The sequence below is a fragment of the Synechococcus sp. CB0101 genome (genome assembly GCF_000179235.2).
GTDB lineage: Bacteria > Cyanobacteriota > Cyanobacteriia > PCC-6307 > Cyanobiaceae > Vulcanococcus.
This window is the reverse complement of record NZ_CP039373.1, coordinates 2,673,046-2,691,938: the sequence shown is the minus strand read 5'-3', so window position 1 is coordinate 2,691,938 and position 18,893 is coordinate 2,673,046. Positions and strand designations below refer to the sequence as shown.

At 62.4% G+C, this 18,893-nt stretch carries 19 protein-coding genes, 2 tRNA genes and 1 rRNA gene; 9 read left to right on the top strand and 13 right to left on the bottom strand.

The genetic code is table 11. The features are described from left to right. Positions 1–9 precede the first annotated feature (9 nt). On the bottom strand, positions 10–780 hold the full coding sequence (locus CB0101_RS14610) for a response regulator transcription factor (protein WP_010304997.1): 771 nt from the start codon (positions 778–780) through the stop codon (positions 10–12). Positions 781–949: 169 nt separating this feature from the next. Here CB0101_RS14610 and CB0101_RS15780 point away from each other — a divergent pair, with 169 nt between their 5' ends. Continuing rightward, positions 950–1,081, top strand: a complete 132-nt coding sequence (locus CB0101_RS15780) for a hypothetical protein (RefSeq protein ID WP_256360104.1) — start codon at positions 950–952, stop codon at positions 1,079–1,081. A 16-nt stretch (positions 1,082–1,097) separates the two neighbouring features. Here CB0101_RS15780 and CB0101_RS14605 read toward each other — a convergent pair. The 3 genes from CB0101_RS14605 to CB0101_RS14595 form a co-directional block, all read right to left on the bottom strand. Continuing rightward, positions 1,098–1,169, bottom strand: a tRNA-Asn gene (locus CB0101_RS14605). 35 nt (positions 1,170–1,204) lie between these two features. Further along, positions 1,205–1,891, bottom strand: coding sequence for an ABC transporter ATP-binding protein (locus CB0101_RS14600; RefSeq protein ID WP_010304989.1), 687 nt, complete (start codon positions 1,889–1,891; stop codon positions 1,205–1,207). Beyond that, the gene (locus CB0101_RS14595; protein ID WP_010304987.1) at positions 1,884–2,111 is read right to left on the bottom strand and encodes a hypothetical protein; all 228 of its coding nucleotides are present in this window, start codon (positions 2,109–2,111) and stop codon (positions 1,884–1,886) included. The genes CB0101_RS14600 and CB0101_RS14595 overlap by 8 nt, the downstream gene beginning before the upstream one ends. Before the next feature lie 184 nt (positions 2,112–2,295). On the opposite strand from CB0101_RS14595, the gene psbD reads away from it, so the two are divergent. Further along, on the top strand, positions 2,296–3,351 hold the full coding sequence (gene psbD / locus CB0101_RS14590) for a photosystem II D2 protein (photosystem q(a) protein) (RefSeq protein ID WP_136644189.1): 1,056 nt from the start codon (positions 2,296–2,298) through the stop codon (positions 3,349–3,351). Positions 3,352–3,537: 186 nt separating this feature from the next. Continuing rightward, positions 3,538–5,025 carry a DUF2079 domain-containing protein gene (locus CB0101_RS14585; protein ID WP_246833784.1) on the top strand — a complete coding sequence of 496 codons (1,488 nt, stop codon included), beginning with the start codon at positions 3,538–3,540 and terminating at the stop codon, positions 5,023–5,025. Here CB0101_RS14585 and CB0101_RS14580 read toward each other — a convergent pair. From CB0101_RS14580 to minD, 5 genes are all read right to left on the bottom strand, one after another. Further along, the gene (locus tag CB0101_RS14580) at positions 5,016–6,707 is read right to left on the bottom strand and encodes a DUF2079 domain-containing protein (RefSeq protein ID WP_010304836.1); all 1,692 of its coding nucleotides are present in this window, start codon (positions 6,705–6,707) and stop codon (positions 5,016–5,018) included. The genes CB0101_RS14585 and CB0101_RS14580 overlap by 10 nt on opposite strands. Positions 6,708–6,723: 16 nt before the next feature. Next, a tRNA-Thr gene (locus CB0101_RS14575) sits at positions 6,724–6,795 on the bottom strand. A gap of 27 nt (positions 6,796–6,822) precedes the next feature. Then, positions 6,823–7,026, bottom strand: coding sequence for a response regulator transcription factor (locus CB0101_RS14570; RefSeq protein ID WP_029552785.1), 204 nt, complete (start codon positions 7,024–7,026; stop codon positions 6,823–6,825). Between the two features lie 34 nt (positions 7,027–7,060). Further along, positions 7,061–7,390 (bottom strand): cell division topological specificity factor MinE, encoded by a 330-nt coding sequence (gene minE, locus CB0101_RS14565; protein WP_010304829.1) that lies wholly within the window; start codon positions 7,388–7,390, stop codon positions 7,061–7,063. A 4-nt stretch (positions 7,391–7,394) separates the two neighbouring features. Then, positions 7,395–8,213 carry a septum site-determining protein MinD gene (gene minD, locus CB0101_RS14560; protein WP_010304826.1) on the bottom strand — a complete coding sequence of 273 codons (819 nt, stop codon included), beginning with the start codon at positions 8,211–8,213 and terminating at the stop codon, positions 7,395–7,397. A 117-nt stretch (positions 8,214–8,330) separates the two neighbouring features. Here minD and CB0101_RS14555 point away from each other — a divergent pair, with 117 nt between their 5' ends. From CB0101_RS14555 to CB0101_RS14545, 3 genes are read left to right on the top strand one after another with little or no spacing between them, the layout of a single operon-like run. Further along, entirely contained in the window at positions 8,331–9,329 is a 999-nt protein-coding gene (locus CB0101_RS14555) for a phosphatidylserine/phosphatidylglycerophosphate/cardiolipin synthase family protein (protein WP_010304823.1), read from the top strand. After that, the gene (locus CB0101_RS14550) at positions 9,329–9,883 is read left to right on the top strand and encodes a chromate transporter (RefSeq protein WP_010304821.1); all 555 of its coding nucleotides are present in this window, start codon (positions 9,329–9,331) and stop codon (positions 9,881–9,883) included. Before CB0101_RS14555 ends, CB0101_RS14550 begins: the two co-directional genes overlap by 1 nt. Next, positions 9,880–10,482 (top strand): chromate transporter, encoded by a 603-nt coding sequence (locus CB0101_RS14545; protein WP_010304819.1) that lies wholly within the window; start codon positions 9,880–9,882, stop codon positions 10,480–10,482. Before CB0101_RS14550 ends, CB0101_RS14545 begins: the two co-directional genes overlap by 4 nt. On the opposite strand, the gene CB0101_RS14540 is transcribed toward CB0101_RS14545, so the two are convergent. The 3 genes from CB0101_RS14540 to ctpZ are packed head-to-tail and all read right to left on the bottom strand — an operon-like array spanning position 10,472 to position 13,633. Next, positions 10,472–11,137, bottom strand: coding sequence for a septum site-determining protein MinC (locus CB0101_RS14540; RefSeq protein WP_010304816.1), 666 nt, complete (start codon positions 11,135–11,137; stop codon positions 10,472–10,474). The genes CB0101_RS14545 and CB0101_RS14540 overlap by 11 nt on opposite strands. A 10-nt stretch (positions 11,138–11,147) precedes the next feature. Next, the gene (locus CB0101_RS14535; RefSeq protein WP_010304813.1) at positions 11,148–12,410 is read right to left on the bottom strand and encodes an HD domain-containing protein; all 1,263 of its coding nucleotides are present in this window, start codon (positions 12,408–12,410) and stop codon (positions 11,148–11,150) included. Next, on the bottom strand, positions 12,410–13,633 hold the full coding sequence (gene ctpZ / locus CB0101_RS14530) for a carboxyl-terminal processing protease CtpZ (RefSeq protein ID WP_010304811.1): 1,224 nt from the start codon (positions 13,631–13,633) through the stop codon (positions 12,410–12,412). Before ctpZ ends, CB0101_RS14535 begins: the two co-directional genes overlap by 1 nt. 77 nt (positions 13,634–13,710) lie before the next feature. On the opposite strand from ctpZ, the gene petB reads away from it, so the two are divergent. Both petB and petD read left to right on the top strand, forming a co-directional pair. Next, complete coding sequence (gene petB / locus CB0101_RS14525) at positions 13,711–14,391, top strand: cytochrome b6 (protein WP_010304807.1); 681 nt, start codon at positions 13,711–13,713, stop codon at positions 14,389–14,391. A 124-nt stretch (positions 14,392–14,515) separates the two neighbouring features. Continuing rightward, entirely contained in the window at positions 14,516–14,998 is a 483-nt protein-coding gene (gene petD, locus CB0101_RS14520; protein ID WP_010304803.1) for a cytochrome b6-f complex subunit IV, read from the top strand. 80 nt (positions 14,999–15,078) lie between these two features. Here petD and CB0101_RS14515 read toward each other — a convergent pair whose 3' ends face one another. Then, positions 15,079–16,530 carry a glycoside hydrolase 100 family protein gene (locus tag CB0101_RS14515; RefSeq protein WP_010304800.1) on the bottom strand — a complete coding sequence of 484 codons (1,452 nt, stop codon included), beginning with the start codon at positions 16,528–16,530 and terminating at the stop codon, positions 15,079–15,081. Between the two features lie 696 nt (positions 16,531–17,226). Between CB0101_RS14515 and CB0101_RS14510 the strand changes: the two genes are divergently transcribed. Further along, positions 17,227–18,711 (top strand): 16S ribosomal RNA (locus CB0101_RS14510). Positions 18,712–18,893: the final 182 nt, after the last annotated feature.

Sequence of the window (18,893 nt, the reverse complement as noted above, 5' to 3'; positions counted from 1 at the left end):
CGCTGCCGATCAGGCGGCTGTGCGGCGATTGGCGCGGGCGTTGTGCACCAGCTGGGCCAGTTCCTCTTCGTGGGCACCGCTTGGCAGTTCGAGGCAGTAGCCCGCTCCATACACCGTTTTGATGAAACGGGGCTTGCGGGGATCGGGCTCGAGCTTGGTGCGCAGATGGCGCACATGCACACGGATCGTTTCGATGTCGTCGTCGGGTTCGTAGCCCCACACCTCCTTGAGGATCAGCGAGGGGGCCACGGTTTGCCCATGGCGCTGCAGCAGGCAATGCAGCAGCTCGAATTCCAGATGGGTGAGCCGCACCGGTTCGTCGAACCAGATCGCTTCAAAGCGCTCGGGCACCAGGGTGAGGGCGCCGTAGCTGAGGATTTCGTTGTGCTTGGCCGAGAGGGGGGCCCGGTCGCTGCGGCGCAGCAGCGCCTTGATCCGCACCAGCAGCTCTTCGAGATCAAAGGGCTTGGCGAGGTAGTCGTCGGCCCCGGAGTTGAAGCCGCTCACCTTGTCTTTGGTGCTCCCCAGTGCAGTGAGCATCAGGATGGGGATGCCTGTGGTGCGCTCATCGCGCCGTAGGCGCTGGCAAAGGGTGAGGCCGTCCACCTTGGGCAGCATCAGATCCAGCAGGATCAGATCCGGGGTGTATTGCAGCGCCAGGGCTTGACCCTTGATGCCGTCTTCTGCCCGCTGCACATCGAAGCCGCTGTGTTCGAGGTGGCCGGCCACCAGCTCGCGCATGTCGCTGTCGTCTTCGATCAGCAGGATGCAGGGCTTCATGGTGGATCTCCGGCGGTGGAGTGCAGGCGCCGCGGGGTGAGGGCCGCTGTTCGTTGCTCACATTCTCTCCAGAACATTGAGGAGCTGCAGAACTTTTTGGTCGCTCAATGTTGGCTGCTCGAAGCTGAAATCAACTGCCCCGCAGGCTTTCTCGAGCATTGATGAGTTGATGGATCCGGCTGGATTTACAGGTTTTCTTCCGTTTGCCCTGTTGCAATTTGTCGGCCAACGATGCGATGCAGCGGCGTTGTTGCAGCAACGGGCCCTCCATCGCATCGGCATGAAAAAACCCCAGCCGTAAGGCTGGGGTTTTCAAGCTCCCCGGGCGGGATTCGAACCTGCGACCAATCGATTAACAGTCGATCGCTCTACCGCTGAGCTACCGAGGAATGCGGCCCTGACGGGTGCCCAGAGAACTTACCCCTCAGCCCTTCCCGCCCGCAAGGGGGGCGAGCTGTTGCTCCATCGATTGACCGCTGCGCCAGGGGCCAATGCTGCCTCGTTCCATCAGAGCGGCGCCATCGCACCAGCGCAGCTCCTCCAGGCGGTGGGTGATCCAGAGAGCCGTGATCGGCTGCTCCTGGCGATCGCATAGGGAGCGGATCAGCTGGAGGACCTCCGCCTGGCTGGTTTCATCCAGCAAGGCAGTCGGTTCATCCAGCAGCAGCAGCTGGGCTTCGCTGGCCAGGGCCGCGGCGATCGCGAGGCGTTGCTTCTGGCCGCCGCTGAGGCTGTGAATCGGTCGTTGCCGGAAACCGGCTAACCCCACCTGATTCAGGGCCTGCTCTACCCGGGAGAGGCGCTCGGCTGCAGCAACTGTGTCGGGGAGGGCCAGTTCGATCTCGCTGCCGCAACTGGGCAGCAGCAGCTGGTGATCAGGGTTCTGAAACACCAAGGCCGGCTTGAGAGGGCGCTGCAGGCGACCCCGGGCTGGGGTCAGCAGCCCGGCGATCAATCGCAGCAGGGTGCTTTTGCCGCTTCCGTTTCCGCCCACGAGCATCCACAGCCCTGGCCGGGGGATGGTGAGGCAGCAGTGATTGAGGGCACTGTGGCCATTGGGCCAGGCGAAGCCCAGCTGATCCACCACCAGGCTGGGGGCCTGATCAGCCATCGAAGCTGAAGCCCGGACGCTTGCTGCCGCCGCCCATCGCGGACTTCTCGTAGGTCTGCACGGCCACCACTTCGCTGGTGAGCAGACAGACGCGCTTGGTTTCCTCCTTCTCGCAGCTCAGCTCCAGCAGGCGGGGGTGGCCGCTTTCCATGGCCTGCTTCACCTGTTGATAAAGGGCCTCAGCGTCGGCCTGCTCCTTGCGCTGCACGGCAACGGGCATGGGGCTCAGCTTGATGGAGAGCTCAACGACGAACACAGCAGGGATTTCGGCCAGGCCCCACTTTGGCGAATCAAGACCGCTTCGATGGCTTGCTAGGAGCTTTTACCTATCAGGTTTGGGTGATCCGCCACAGACGCCCGGTTCCCCGTACAGTGCGCGTGTAACGCTTCATGAAGCCGCTCTCATGACGATCGCTGTAGGGCGCGCGCCGCAGCGGGGATGGTTTGACGTCCTCGATGACTGGCTCAAGCGCGACCGCTTCGTTTTTGTCGGGTGGTCGGGTCTGCTCCTGTTCCCCACCGCCTACCTGGCGCTGGGTGGCTGGCTGACCGGCACCACCTTTGTCACCTCCTGGTACACCCACGGCATTGCCAGCTCCTATCTGGAGGGCTGCAACTTCCTCACCGCTGCGGTGAGCAGCCCGGCTGATGCCATGGGCCATTCCCTTCTTCTGCTCTGGGGCCCTGAAGCCCAGGGCGACTTCGTGCGCTGGTGCCAGCTCGGCGGTCTGTGGACCTTCGTGGCCCTGCACGGTGCCTTCTCCCTGATCGGCTTCATGCTGCGTCAGTTCGAGATCGCCCGTCTGGTGGGCATCCGCCCCTACAACGCCATCGCCTTCTCCGGCCCGATTGCGGTGTTCGTCAGCGTCTTCCTGATGTACCCCCTCGGCCAAAGCAGCTGGTTCTTTGCACCCAGCTTTGGCGTGGCAGCGATCTTCCGCTTCCTCCTCTTCCTGCAGGGCTTCCACAACTGGACCCTGAACCCCTTCCACATGATGGGCGTGGCCGGCATCCTCGGCGGCGCGCTGCTGTGTGCCATTCACGGCGCCACCGTGGAGAACACCCTGTTCGAAGACTCCGATCAGGCGAACACCTTCAAGGCGTTCGAGCCCACCCAGGAAGAAGAGACCTATTCGATGGTGACCGCCAACCGCTTCTGGAGCCAGATCTTCGGGATCGCGTTCTCCAACAAGCGTTGGCTGCACTTCTTCATGCTGTTCGTGCCGGTGATGGGTCTGTGGACCAGCAGCATCGGCATCATCGGCCTGGCCCTCAACCTGCGTGCCTACGACTTCGTGTCGCAGGAAATCCGCGCTGCTGAGGATCCTGAATTCGAGACCTTCTACACGAAGAACATTCTTCTGAACGAAGGTCTGCGTGCCTGGATGGCACCGGCTGACCAGCCGCACGAAAACTTCGTCTTCCCTGAAGAGGTTCTGCCCCGCGGCAACGCTCTCTGATCGCACGCTCCATCAGACAGCAAAGGGGGTCCCGCAAGGGGCCCCTTTTTCATGCAGATTGAACCCTCTGTTTGCGCTTGTGCCGGATTGCTCGCTGATCATCAGCCCGGGGAGACAGCCGGGCCTCGGAACCAGCACTGGCCCCGCACGGTCTGGTTCCTGGCCGCGGGTTTCTGGCTCTTCGGGATGCTCGTGCAGATCTGGAGGCTGGAGAGCCTCACAGCCACCTACGACCAAGCCCTGTTCCTGCAGGAACTGTGGTCGACAGCCCAGGGTCGGCCTTTTGAAAGCAGTTTGTCGTCGGTTCTTTCCGGTGCGGTGGCGGTGCATGGAGATCTCCCTCGCATCGACTATCTGCATCTCGGTCAGCACGCCAATGCCCTGACCCTTCTGGCAGCTCCATTGGTGGTTTGGATCGGCCCGTGGGCCCTGCCCTTGCTGCAGGTCACGTTGCTCACGGCTGCTGGGCTGGTGTTTTGGCGAGTGGCCAGCCGCTATCTCAATCAGGCACTCGCCCTACGCCTCACCTGCGCCTACTACCTCAGTGGTGCGGTGATCGGGCCGATGCTCGAGAACTTTCACGACCTGATCTGGCTGCCACTGCTTGGTTTTCTGGTGATTGAAGGCCTGCTGGAACGGCGCTGGTGGCAGGTGGCCTGTGCGGCGCTGCCGTTGTTGTTGGTTCGAGAAGACAGCGGTTTGGTGCTGTTTTCCCTGGGGCTCTGGGCAGTTGTGCGTCGCCCGGGTGCGCGCTGGGTTGGTGCGGCATTGATGCTGCTCTCCCTGGTCTGGGTTGTGGTGATGACCACTGCCATCCAGCCCTCGTTTGATTCCTCGCTCTCGGATCGCTTTCTCCAGGAGAAGTTTGGCCACCTGGTCGATGACGTGTCGGGCGGCACTGTGCAGGTTGTGCTGGCCATGCTTCGGAGGCCCGGGGCTCTCCTGGCTGCTTTGGTCAGCCCACCAGGCACAACCCTGGGTTTCTTGCTCGCCCTCAGCCTGCCGCTGCTCTTGGTGCCCTTGGTTTCGATCGATGTGGCGCTGCTGGTCTCGGCGCCATTGCTCGTGGCATTGCTGTCACAGGGGCGCACCGCGCTTGCTGTGAACCTCCGCTATGTGCTGGCCCTAGTGCCCGGTCTTTACATGGGATCGCTGCTTTGGTGGAAAGCGCACCCCGGCTTCTGGCAGCAGCGCTGGGTGCGGCCGGCATGGACGGGGGCCCTCAGCCTGGCGCTAACGCTGGCCCTGGTTGGCAACCCACATCGCAGCCTCTCGGCGATTGTGCCCGACAGCTTTGTTCCTTGGGTGCATGTGTCACCCGCACAGATGCTCAGTCGCCGGGCTGCAGCGCTCAAGGCCGTGGCGCTGGTGCCCCCCCAGGCCAGCGTGGCTGCCGATACACCGCTATTGCCTTTGCTCGCTAGGCGTGAGGTGGCCATCCGCCTTCCGAATGGTGTGCAGTACCGCGATCGCGATGGAGCAACCTTTTCGGTGGATTGGGTGGTGGCTTACCCGGGGTATTACACGCCGATGGTTCCGGTGTTCAGGGAAGAAGCCGAGATGCAGCGGTTGCTGCTGGATCAGTTGGCCTCGCTGCAGGCCAGTGGTGAGTATCGCCAGGTGCATCAAGATCGTGGCCTGGTGGTGCTGCGCCGGGCTCAAGCTCAGCCCTGATCCTCTGGCTTGGAGGCATCGCCGCGCTGCTTCATCTGGGCAAGGGCACGTGCGAATTGCTCGCGCACGCAGGCCTCCCCCCCCTGGGGGCTGGGCTCATCGCTGGGGGAGACGGTCACGCTTTGGTGGCGCAGCACGATGCCCCGTTGATCGCACCGATGAACCCGGTAGCTGCCATCGGCCAGCAGCTCTTGAATCTTGGCCTGACTGCGGCGTACCCAGGCGCCATTGCGGCGGAAGGCTGGGGCGTAGTCGGCATTGAACCCAGGCTGGCTCACCACCCAGTCGGCCGGGCGGGTTTGCTGCTGTTCATCGGTGTAGGCATGGCTTTCGGGAAAGCGCAGCAGCACGCGCCGTTCCGCCAGCAGCGGCACAAGCTGGGTTTCCGCAGCCACGCTGGCTTGCGCTGGAATGGTGTGCAACAACGCTCGCGTTTCGAAGCCGCGCTGGACCTGCCGCCATGGCGACACGTAAACCCATGGCTGAACGCTGTCGGGAATCAGCGCTGAAAGGCTTCGGTGTGGATTGCCGGTGACGGTGAATAGCACCGAGAGCACGAGGGCGGTGCGCCAGAGCCGCTTGAGCCAGCGCTCGTGAAACAGGTTTGGATGGCGTTTCCACCAGAGGATTCCACCGGCGAACACCCCTGGAACCAAATACAGAACAAACCGCAGCGTCACCGCTAGGGCATTGCCCCCCTGGGAGCTGAGGGCCACAAACAGGGGGCCTGCCATCAACAGCCACCCATCCACGCCTGCGGCGGGAAGAAAGGCCAGAGGCAGCCACAACGTGATCAGAAACTTGAGCGTGGGCCCCAGCGGCTGCACCAGTTCTTGAAGCAGCAGCAGCGGCTGGCTGGCCATGGCCTTCAGCACATCAAGGGTGGTTCCTCGACCGTTTTGCATCGCCAGGAACTGGCCAAAGCGCTCCTCCATGAAGCGGTCTTTCACCTCGCTGCCGAAGAGCGGCATCCAGAGGTTTGTGATCATCACCACCATCAAGACCGAGTAGAGGCAGAGGCCCAGGCCCGCCCAGCGCCAACTCCCCTTACAGCGCACCAGCATCCAGAGGCCAAAGCTGAAGCTCAGTAGCCCCACGTCCTCGCGTACAAACGGAAGCAGCAGGGCACAAAGGGCATACAGCCAGATCCGGTTGCGCCGGATGCCGAGCAGCAGCCCAAAGCTCAGCAGCGGAATCGCGCAGAGATCGTGAAAGTTCTCCAGTGCAGGCCCGATCACGATGCCAGCGGCGAAATAGCTGCAGGTGATCCAGGCGGCGAGGCGAGGCGGTAGGTCTGCCCGCGCTAGTTGGTGCAACACCAAGCCACCTGCTGCGAGCAAACCCACCTGAATCAACGGCAGGCTCCAGACCCCCAGCAGCAGCACCAACGGCAGCCACAGCATCAACAGAGGGGTGAAATGTTGGCCCAGATGGAAGTAGCCCAGCTTCGGGAGGGCGCTGCCTTCGACCAACACCGGCGTGGAGAGCTGCGACGCCAAGGTGCTCTCGAAGGGACGCCCGAGGTGACCATTCCAGATCTCCTGTAGGAACAGGCCTTGGTCGTAGGTGGCGTTGAGACTCCAGATTCGCCAGACCTGCAGGCTCAGGCAGATCGCCGCAAACAGGCCGGCAGCTAACCACACCCCCCGGGCAGGATCCAGGCGATCGTTTCGGATCGGCATCCGAGAAAGGGTGAGAAGCCGGCTAACGGATTTGAACCGATGGCCTTCGCTTTACAAAAGCGCTGCTCTACCACTGAGCTAAGCCGGCATCGGAGGTTTCCCTCCGGCAGCGAGCTTATCGTTCGACCTGGGCCCAGAGCAGCAGCTGGGTGCGGCTTTGGCAGCCGGTTTTCGCCAGCAGCCGAGAGATGTGGTTCTCCACCGTGCGTGGGCTCAGCACCAGGGCTGATGCGATCGAACGGTTGTTCAGGCCTTGCAGCAGGTGATGCAGCACCTGATGTTCCGCAGGGGTAACCGTTGGCGATGAGGGGGAGGGCATGGCGGCGTCGTGCGCAATGCCCTGAGCATTCCCCTCAGGCCTGGCTGGCGGTCCAAACCGGATCGGTTTCTGCCTTCTCGTCGTGTGGCTCCTCGACAGGCAGCGGCTTGGTGCGCCGGATGGGGAGGTTGGCCACCAAGGCGGTGACGCGGTCTTCGGTTTCCAGGCTCACGTCGCCTTCCTCGATGTCGATCTCCACGTAGCGGCTCACCACTTCGAGGATTTCCCGGCGCATCTGCTCCAGCAGCTCGGGATTGAGGTCGCTGCGGTCGTGGGCAAGCACCAGCTGAAGCCGCTGCTTGGCGGTGGTGGCGCTGGCGGGCTGGCGACCGAGCAGCTTGTTGATGAAATCGCGCAGGGTCATCGGCTCAGAAGATCTTGGTTTGCATCAGGCGGCCGAGCTTGGCCCGTAGGCCGCGCCGCACCTTGGCTGGGTCGATGAGGGGCACGTCTTCCCCGCAGACGCGCCGGGCAATGTTGTTGTAGGCCTGCGCGGCGGGGGAGCTGCTGCCGTTGAGGGTGAGGGGCTCGCCGCGGTTGGTGCTCACGATCACCTGCTCGTCTTCCAGCACCAGACCAAGCAGCGGCAGGGCCAGGATGTCGGTCACGTCGTCAACGGCCAGCATTTCCTGGTTGGCCATCATCTTTGGCCGCACCCGGTTGAGCACAAGCTGGATCGGCTTGATGCCGCGGGTGTTGAGCAGGCCGATCACGCGGTCGGCGTCCCGCACGGCGGACACTTCCGGGGTGGTGATCACGATCGCTTCTTCCGCGGCGCCCGCGGCGTTTTTGAAGCCGTCTTCAATGCCAGCAGGGCAGTCGATCAGCACGATGTCGAAGCTCTCGCGCAGCATGCCCACAATCGTTTGCATGTCTTCGGGCTTGAGCCACTCGAGCATGCGGGGATTGCCCGCCGGAAGCAGCGCGAGGTTGGGCTCGAGCTTGTGCTTCACCAAGGCCTGATCCAGACGGCAGTTGCCGGCCAGCACTTCCTGGGCGGTGTACACGATCCGGTTCTCGAGCCCCAGCAGCAAGTCGAGGTTGCGCAGGCCGAAGTCGGCATCGAGCACAGCGGTGCGCATGCCTTGGCGGGCCAGGGCGATGCCCAGGTTTGCAGTGAGCGTGGTTTTTCCCACGCCCCCTTTGCCTGAGCAAATCAGGATGGAGCGGCTCCCCGAGGTGGTCACGGGCACGGTCTGGAATCGAGGCAGGTTAAGGCCATTTGATGACTTGGCTTGGTGTCGCTCGTACTGGGCAAAGGCTTAGGAGGCCCTTTAGAACTGGCCTACTTCCTGATCAGAGTCATGGTCGCCGCCTCCAGCGGTCAGCAGCGGTTGCTTGTGATGCCCGATGACGGGGGCGCCGCGGTGGTGGAGCTGATTGATCAGGCCCGCGAGGAACTGCTGCTGAAGCAGTTCAAGCTGCAGAGCGAGCAGATCGAGCAGGCCCTCTTCCGGGCCCGCGAGCGCGGCGTGCGGGTACGGGTGATGCTCAACCCCCATACCTCCGGTGGCGACCGCTGGAACGATGAAGCCTTTGCTCTGCTGCAGAGCCATGGCATCGAGGTGGTGTGGACGAGTGAGTGCTTCCCGGTCACCCACGAAAAATCAATCGTGATCGACGGCCATGCCGCCTTGATCGCCACGTTCAACCTCTCGGAGAAATACTTCACCGAAACCCGCGACTACGGCGTGATCAGCCATGACCCCGTGGTGATCGAACAGGTGCGTGCGGGCTTTGAGGCGGATTGGCATCGCAGCTTTTTCGAGCCGCGCCTGGATGTGGGGCTGGTGTGGAGCAACGCCCACAGCCGTGGTCAGATGGCCCGGGTAATCGATGCCGCCCGCAAGACCCTCTGGATTCAGCATCCGAAATTCGTGGATGCCGTGATCCTCGAGCGGATCGTGGCGGCGCGGGAACGTGGCGTGAAGGTGCGGGTGCTCTGCGGCGGCAAGCACGGCCTCAGCGATTGGGATGTGTACGACACCTTCAGCTCCCTGCGGGTGATGGAGCTGTTCGGCGTGAAGATCCGCCGCCAGAAACAACTCAAACTGCACGCCAAGTTGATCCTGGTGGATGGCAAGGCGGCGATGACCGGCTCGATGAACATTGATCGCAGCGCCTTTGATGTGCGCCGTGAGCTCGGCATCGAAATCGATTGCCCCGCGGTGATTCAGCGCTTGGCCGCCACCTTTGAAGCCGACTGGGATGCCGCGAAGAAATACAGCGCTCCTGATCCGCTTGATCCCACTTATCACGAACACGGTGAGCTGGCGCCCGACCCCCATTTCGTTCACAACTGATGGCTGAGGACGCGCCAGCACCCACCCATCTGCAGTTGTTCTTGGGAATGCAGCAGGTGGCGCTCTCCTCTTTTGGTGGGGGGCTCTCCGCCTGGAGTGAGCGGATTGTGGTGGAGGAGCGCCAGTGGATGGGCAAGGAAGAGTTCATCACCGGCCTCACGGTGGCGCGCCTCTTCCCTGGGCCTAATCAGATCAACATGGCGGTGTACATCGGTAGCCGCTTCCGCGGACTCACGGGTGCAATCGCAGCCCTGCTCGGCATCCTGCTGTTGCCGTTCAGCCTGTTGATGCTGCTTGGCCTTGGTTATTACTACCTCCACGCCACATTGGCGGTGGACCGGGTGCTGGCCGGTGTGATCACGGCCTCGGCCGGAATGGCCCTCTCGATGGGTTTCAAGATCGCCGGGGCTTACGCCCGCGATCCTGTGGCGATGGTGTTGGCCGGGGCCAGCTTTATCGCCATGACCGTCTTCCATGTGCGGCTGGTGCCCCTGGTGTTGGTGGCAGGGCCCTTAGCCATGGCCTGGTACTGGCCCCGCCAGGAGAAGCCATGAGTGCGAGTGTTGCTGCGAGTGCGGCGTGCCAGGCCGTGCAACTCGGGGATTGGCGTGAGTTGTTGGCCGTGATCGGCGACTTCCTTCGCCTGTCTCTGTTCTCGTTGGGGGGAGGTAACACCCTCCTGAATGAGTACCACCACATGGCGGTGGATCAGTACTGCTGGCTCAGCTCTCGCCAGTTCGCTGAGATCTATGCCATCGCTGAGGCAGCGCCGGGCCCCAGCTCGATGATCGTGGGGCTGCTGGGCATGGGAGCGGCCGTGAAGGAGGGCCCCCTTTGGGGGGTGCTGAGCGGTGTGATGGCGGAGATCTCCATCCTTCTGCCCTCCACCCTGCTGATGGTGGTCGCGGCTCTCAGCTGGAATCGCTTGCGCCACAGTCCCTGGCGGGTGGCGTTTGAGCGTGGGCTGGGGCCCATCACCCTGGGCATCCTGTTTGCGGTGGGCTTGAAGATCCTGCGCATTTCCGACCACGACACCCCGGCCTATGCGGTGTCGCTGGTGGTGTGTGTGCTGATGCTGCGCACCAAGATTTCACCGCTCTGGTTCATGTCCATTGCCGGTCTGATGGGCGCGTTGGGGCTGGTTAACCGCTGAGATCGGCCAGCTGCGTTGGCCACTGCGGTTCTGCCGGTTCGATCGCGATCGCCCCACCGCGGAGCACGGCCTGTTCACAGAAGCCTGGAGGCGGTTGATCCTCGGGGCCGCGAGCCACAGCAGCCGCGATCCGCAGCTGCAGCGGCCGCAACTGCAGCGCCACGATGCGGGCAGCGCCATTGCCACCTGCGCCCGCATGGGCGACCCCGCGCAGGCGACCCCAGACGCGCACATCCCCACCGGCACTGACCCGCGCACCGGGATTGACATCCCCCAGCACCAGCAGGGATCCCTCCACCTCGAGATGGTCGCCGGATCGCAGGGTGCCGCGATGGATCGTCAGCGCTGGGGGTTCGCTGGGGGATGCCTCCGCAGTTGGTCTGGAAGTTGTTAGTGCTGTCTCCAGCCCCAGGGAAGCTGCGGCCACCAGCCCAAGGGCCGTAGTCGCCTCGACGCGCACCAGCGTGATGTCAGCTGTGCTGAGCCGTTCCTGAATGCTCCGCACATCCGGAAGCGTGAGCACCCGGTCGTTGCAATGGAGCCCAAGGCTGCCGGGGGCGCTCTGGCGGTTCAGCCAGGCGGCAACCTCCTCCAGAGGAGAGGCGGTGCTGCGGGCCTGGGGCATCAGCTCCAGGTGGTGGTGGCCGGCTTGCATGGCGTGCAACTTAAGAAGCTTCATCGCCCGCTTCCAGGGCCAGCTGTTGTCGCAGGGGTGCGGCCACTTCGGCGGGGTGAATCAGCCAGGCGCTTTCGGTTGGGGTGCTGAGACTGCTCACCAGGCCTGAGCGCTGCTCCAGGGCGCTGAGCTGCTGGCCATCCCAGAGTCGGAGCCCCCCTCGATAGGGGTGATAGCCCCGGTTCTTTTGGCTTTGCAGGCCGCAGCACAGATCACCCTGCAGCCCGGCTTGCTCACTGAGCCGCTGCGCCAGCGCCAGCAGCTCCAGCCGCCGCTCGCGGCTCAGTCGGCTCACATCACTGGCTTTGAGCAGCCGCCGATCCAGCACCCGTTGGCAGAGCTGCTGAAGCTCATTGGGTCCGTCCTCTTTCCAGCGCTGCAGGTGGTAACCGGTGCGGTGGTCGTCATTGCCCAGAAAGTCGTCGAGGTTGAGGCTGTTGGCATGCCAGAGCCAGCGCTGCATCACCGAATCCGCCCACACCCGCTGCGGGCCGAGTTGGCGGGCCACGGCGATGCAGCGGCTCAGCAGCCAGTTGCACACCACATTCAGCCGGTGGTTGTAAACGCTCCGATACATGAGGTTGCGCACCACGAGGTAGTGCTCCACCGCCATCAATCCCTTGGGGTGCAGCGCCAGGCTGCCGTCGGGCGCGAGGGTGAGGCTGGAGAGGATCCGCTCAAGATCCAGCTGGCCGTAACGGGTTCCCGTGCTGTAGCTGTCGCGCAACAGGTAATCGAGTCGGTCGCAATCCAGCTGACTGCTCACGAGCGCCTTGATGGCCGGGCAGGGGGAGCGGCCGTGCTCCAGCAGATCGGCCACGGCTTCGGCGGTGCCGGGGGCGTAGCGCTCCAGCGGCTCCCGCAGGCTCGGGTGTTCGCGGATCAGCCGTGCCGACCAGGTCTCGTGATGCAGCCCGTACATCTCCTCGCCGGAGTGGCTGAGGGGCCCGTGGCCGACGTCATGCAGGAGGGCTGCAGCCAAGAGCAGCCCGGCGTGTTGTTCGAGTTCAGGCCGAAACCGGCTCAGTTCCCGCAGGGCCCGCCGCGCCAGATCCAGCACCCCAAGCGAATGGGTGAAGCGGCTGGATTCGGCTCCATGAAAGGTGAGATACGCCGGCCCCAGCTGCCGGATCCGGCGCAGGCGCTGAAATGGCGCGGTATCGATCAGAGCAATGGCCAGGGCTTCGGCCGGCTGTTCCTGATCGAGACGGATCGCCCCATGCAGGGGGTCGTGATACGTGCGTGATCCCATCAGAGTGTTGGCTCCAGCTGAACGCGCAGTTGATCGAGCGCCTGGCTGAGCCAGGGGTCGCCCGGACCGCCTGGGTCGAGCGGCTCAGGCTCGGGTAACCGCTGATCGGGCTCGATGCCCAGGTTCTGGATGTCTCGGCCGCTGGGGGTCACGTAGCGGGCCACGGTGACCGCCAGGCCGCTGCCGTCGCCACCCAGGCCGATCAAGGTCTGGATCAAGCCTTTGCCAAAGGTGCGGTTGCCGAGCAGCGGTGAGCGTTCATCGTCCTGCAGGGCTCCGGCCAGGATTTCGCTGGCGCTGGCGGTGCCCCCGTTCACCAGGGTGAGCATTGCGCCGCTGTACAGCAGGCCGCGGTTGGCTTGCTGTGGATCGCTGAATCCTTCGCGGTTGCGGGTCTCCACAATGGGAGCGCCATCAAGCAGTTGATCCGCCACGGCAAGCCCGGCGCTCACCAGCCCGCCGGAGTTGTTGCGTAGATCCAGCACCAGGCCTTCGATGCCCTGCTCCTGCAGCTCGTTCAGCGCTGCGGCGACCTGCTGCGGCACCGGTTCGGCGAACTGGGTGATGCGCAGATAGCCGAGCCGGTGGCCGTCCTGTTCGATCAGGCGCTGGCGCACCGGCAGCAGATCCACCTTCCGGCGCTGCAGCTCCACCTCCCGCGAGCGCCCTTCCGGTGGCTTGATCTCCAGCAGAACCGCTGTTCCCTCAACCCCACGCAGCCGGGCTGCGGTGCTTTCCAGTCCCAGATCTGCTGTGGGGGTGCCATCCACCCGCACCAGTTCGGTGCCGCTCACGATCCCGGCTTCGGCGGCGGGAGATCCCTCCAGTGGTGCGATCACCACCACAGCGGTGTCGTCTTGGCGGATGCCCAGTTGCAGGCCCACGCCGCTCACGCTGCCCTGGGTGCTGGCCTTGAGCGCTGTGAAATCACTCGGCCTGAGCAGCCGGGTGTAGGGGTCGCCGATGGGGGCGAGCATCCAATCAATGGCGTCGTAGGCGTCAGCGCTGCTTTGGATGGGACGCTCCAGCGCCTTCTGACGCAGGCGTTTCCAATGGATCGTGTCGAAGCGATCGGGATCCACGTAGCTCTGGTTCACGAGGCGCCAGCTCTCCACCACCAGCTGTTGGCCGTCGTTGAGAGCGCTTGCGGGGGAAGGGTTCCCGCCCAGCAGGAACAGGCCGCAGAGCAGGGCCAGCGCCAGGCGTCGGATGCGCTGAGCCATCGGTGTCACAGGCTGTGCAGCGCTCACGGGTCCCCGGAGGTGATCGGTAGACTCTGCCAACCAAACCCTCTCGCTGCATGGCGAATTCCTCGCCCGCCTCCGGCGGAAAGTCATCGCCCGTCTACGACTGGTTCAACGAGCGCCTGGACATCCAGGAGATCGTTGACGACGTCGCGTCGAAGTACGTGCCGCCCCACGTCAACATCTTCTATTGCCTGGGCGGCATCACCCTGGTCTGCTTCCTGGTTCAGTTCGCGACCGGCTTCGCGATGACCTTCTATTACAAGCCGACCGTGGCTGAGGCGTATGCCTCCGTGCAGTACTTGATGACCGATGTCAGCTTCGGCTGGCTGATCCGCTCCGTGCACCGCTGGAGCGCTTCGATGATGGTGCTGATGCTGATCCTGCACGTGTTCCGCGTGTATCTCACCGGTGGCTTCAAACGCCCCCGTGAGCTCACGTGGATCACTGGCGTCACCATGGCTGTGATCACCGTGTCCTTCGGTGTGACCGGCTACTCCCTTCCCTGGGACCAGGTTGGTTACTGGGCTGTGAAGATTGTGTCCGGCGTTCCGGCTGCTGTGCCCGTGGTGGGCGACTTCATGGTTGAACTGCTCCGCGGTGGCGAGAGCGTTGGCCAGGCCACCCTCACACGCTTCTACAGCCTGCACACCTTCGTGATGCCCTGGCTGCTGGCCGTGTTCATGCTCATCCACTTCCTGATGATCCGGAAGCAGGGCATCTCCGGTCCCCTCTGAACGTTGTTGAGCCCTCGGGTTTCGCATTGTTGCGATCCTGAGGGTTCTATCAGCCTGGTGGCTGCGCCAGGCCTCCCAAGGTTTCTAGCCTCACCTCAATACGACCCTTCCACCGGTCACTCTCATGCACGTCCTCAAGAAGCCTGATCTGAGCGATCCCAAGCTGCGGGCCAAGCTCGCCAAGGGCATGGGTCACAACTATTACGGCGAGCCCGCCTGGCCCAACGATCTCCTCTACATCTTCCCGGTGGTGATCCTGGGCACCCTCGCCTGCCTCGTGGGTCTGGCTGTGCTTGATCCCGCCATGCTGGGCGACAAGGCTGATCCCTTCGCCACTCCGCTGGAGATCCTCCCCGAGTGGTACCTCTACCCGGTGTTCCAGATCCTGCGGGTTGTTCCCAACAAACTGCTGGGTATCGCCCTTCAGACCATGATCCCCCTCGGTCTGATGCTGATCCCCTTCATCGAGAGCTTCAACAAGTTCCAGAACCCCTTCCGTCGTCCGGTGGCCATGGCCGCCTTCCTGTTCGGAACCGTGTTCACCATCTACCTGGGTATTGGCGCTGCTCTGCCCATCGACAAGTCCCTCACCCTGGGCCTGTTCTGATCTGCCTTCACGGCATTTCGTTCAGTGATCCCCTCAACCCCAGCCTCGGCTGGGGTTTTTTTGTGCCCATGCGGCGGGGGTCAGTCCCGGTTGATGTCCAGCAAGCCCGCGTCGCTGGGGTTCACCCGCAGCAAATGGTGCAGTAGCAGGAAGCCCACGATGGTCCAGGTCTGGTAGGTGCGGGCCTGCTGCCCCACCCAGGTGCCGGTGGGGCCATCAAAGTATTCAGCCCATTGCTGGCGGGGCAGTTGGTTGAGCTGCATCCAGTAGCACTCCTCCAACATCGCCCGCATCTGGCCCATCAGCAGCACATCGGCCTGGGGATAGCGCTGCTCATGGAGCAACAGAGCCCCGCCCAGATACCAGAGCAGGCTGGGCCAGTGCCCACCGTTGTGGTAGCTCCAGGGCCAGTTCTTGGGATCGGACCCGGTTTTTTCACTCCACTCGTCCCCTTCCAGGGGTGGATGGCAGATCCGCATCGGCATCTGTGCCATCAGGTGTTCCCGGTTGTGCAACACCAGCCGGAAGAGGGCCCGCTGCTGGGGGGCGGTGATCAGTTCAAACAGGCAGGCCAGGCAGTTGCCCAGGCTGTAGAAGCGAAAGTCGGGTCGGCCGGTGCGCATGTTGCCGATCAGATAGCCGCCTCGGTTCTCCAGCCAGTCCTGCAGCCAGGGGGGGATCACCTGCGGCTGCACGTTGAATTCATTGAGGGCCTGGGTTTCGCCGTATTGCTCCGTGGGGCGCCGCCGCAGCACTTGCATGGTTTTGCTTGTCACCCAGTAGTGCTTGAGCAGATAGCGGCGCAGGTCATGCTTCCACTCACGGGTGAGCACCAGGCGTTGTTCCAGCAGTCGGCTGTTGTGGCTCTTCTGGGCCAGGGCCATCAGCTGGCAGCAACTGCCCAGGCAGCCGTAGAGCAACACCTCGATCTCAAGAGGGGCACCCCACACATCCATGGGGCGATCAATCATGAAGGCGCAATCCGGTACAAACAGCACCGGCGTGCCTTCGAAGGTGGGGTGCAGCACCAGATCCAACAACAGCTGCACGCCCCGTTGCACCCGTTGACTGGAGCCGAATTCCCAGTCGCGGCTACGCCGCACGTAGAGCCAGCACAACACGGGCCACCACAGGCTGGCGTCCACTGAGGTGATGCGCCCGATGGAGCGTTGGCCGTAATCGGCCACCAGCTCACCGTCCTGCTCCACAAAGCTGGTGGGGAACACGCCGCGGGTCTGATACGCGCTGCTCTGCAGTTCCAGGCAGGTTTCCAGGAAGTTGCGCACGATGGCGAAACGTCCCTGCACCAGAAGGAGCAGCATCACGGGCACGTTGTCCCGCAGGAACACCTCGTCGTAGTTGAGGGCGTGATCCTTTCCGCCTGGGTGGCTGAGGGCTGCCATCGATCCCACCAGCTCACCACGGATGCGGATCAGGGTGCGCTCAAAGTGCTCGTGGGCAGCGCTCACCACCGCTTCCTCGCGGGAGCTGGGGCGTACTCGTAGGCGTTCTTGGCTGAACTGCCTGGCCATTCGACCTCCAGCCCCTCGGCCTTGCTTGCTCAAACCCTAGAAATGGCAAGCGGTCTCGTCATCCCCTGCTGTATGGGTTGACACCATCCGGGTAGCCGGTGTTATGGTTATGGACTGCGCGGGAGCCGAGAGGCGAGCGTCGCAGGAACCGAAAGCGCCGAGAGATCGGTGTTGTAGGTTCATCAAGCGGCTGAGAGGCCGCGTCGAACCGAGAGCCGAGCAGTCGGTGATGTAGGTTCAACAAGCGGTCGAGAAGCCGCTGATCCGAGAGCGAAGCCGAGCCGCGAGGCAGGTTTTGTTTTCTGGAGCACCTGGACAACTGAAACGTTTAGGAACTGACGCTTTCACTGCGTCAGCCGCCTGCAGGATCCACTCGAGAGGGTGTTGAGGCTGCGGGAGGTTGGCCGCAAAGAGCAGTGAAGGTGTGAGGTCCCGTCAAAAATTTTAAGTTGCAGAAACCTACTGCTTTACACGATCGATGACTCTCACGGTTGTTGGTTGTGTCGGTGTGCAGGAGGTGGAGCAACGACCGGATCTGAGATCCTGGAAAGTCGAGACGAAAGAAATTTTGTTTTGCACTCTTTGAACGCTTCTGTCAGAGGGAGTGGCTCCAACTGTGAGATCTGCGCCAGTGGATCGAGTGGGTGATGAGCAATTCAAGTTGAGGTTATTTCGGTAACCAACAGGACTTGAACTACAACGGAGAGTTTGATCCTGGCTCAGGATGAACGCTGGCGGCGTGCTTAACACATGCAAGTCGAACGAACCTTCGGGTTAGTGGCGGACGGGTGAGTAACGCGTGAGAATCTGCCCTCAGGAGGGGGATAACGGCTGGAAACGGCCGCTAATACCCCATATGCCGCGAGGTGAAATGAATTTCGCCTGAGGATGAGCTCGCGTCTGATTAGCTAGTTGGTGGGGTAAGAGCCTACCAAGGCATCGATCAGTAGCTGGTCTGAGAGGATGATCAGCCACACTGGGACTGAGACACGGCCCAGACTCCTACGGGAGGCAGCAGTGGGGAATTTTCCGCAATGGGCGAAAGCCTGACGGAGCAACGCCGCGTGAGGGATGAAGGCCTCTGGGCTGTAAACCTCTTTTATCAAGGAAGAAGATCTGACGGTACTTGATGAATAAGCCACGGCTAATTCCGTGCCAGCAGCCGCGGTAATACGGGAGTGGCAAGCGTTATCCGGAATTATTGGGCGTAAAGCGTCCGCAGGCGGTCTTGTAAGTCTGTTGTTAAAGCGTGGAGCTTAACTCCATTTCAGCAATGGAAACTGTAAGACTAGAGTGTGGTAGGGGCAGAGGGAATTCCCGGTGTAGCGGTGAAATGCGTAGATATCGGGAAGAACACCAGTGGCGAAGGCGCTCTGCTGGGCCATAACTGACGCTCATGGACGAAAGCCAGGGGAGCGAAAGGGATTAGATACCCCTGTAGTCCTGGCCGTAAACGATGAACACTAGGTGTCGGGGGAATCGACCCCCTCGGTGTCGTAGCCAACGCGTTAAGTGTTCCGCCTGGGGAGTACGCACGCAAGTGTGAAACTCAAAGGAATTGACGGGGGCCCGCACAAGCGGTGGAGTATGTGGTTTAATTCGATGCAACGCGAAGAACCTTACCAGGGTTTGACATCCTGCGAATCTTTTGGAAACAGAAGAGTGCCTTCGGGAACGCAGTGACAGGTGGTGCATGGCTGTCGTCAGCTCGTGTCGTGAGATGTTGGGTTAAGTCCCGCAACGAGCGCAACCCACGTCGTTAGTTGCCAGCATTTAGTTGGGCACTCTAGCGAGACCGCCGGTGATAAACCGGAGGAAGGTGTGGATGACGTCAAGTCATCATGCCCCTTACATCCTGGGCTACACACGTACTACAATGCTACGGACAAAGGGCAGCAAACTCGCGAGAGCTAGCAAATCCCATAAACCGTGGCTCAGTTCAGATCGTAGGCTGCAACTCGCCTACGTGAAGGAGGAATCGCTAGTAATCGCAGGTCAGCATACTGCGGTGAATACGTTCCCGGGCCTTGTACACACCGCCCGTCACACCATGGAAGTTGGCCACGCCCGAAGCCGTTACTCCAACCCTTGTGGAGGAGGATGTCGAAGGTGGGGCTGATGACTGGGGTGAAGTCGTAACAAGGTAGCCGTACCGGAAGGTGCGGCTGGATCACCTCCTAACAGGGAGACAACAACTGATCGTGATGTCTGAGTACTTTATTCTCAGGCCATGATCCTGTCATCTCGAAGGTCGATCGGTACCTCAACTTCAAGGTTGGGATGAATGGGATACCTCGGTAAGTCATTCATGCTCAAGTCTTGATTTTTAGTTCCTAAACGTTGTCTAGGTCACCCCATAGAGG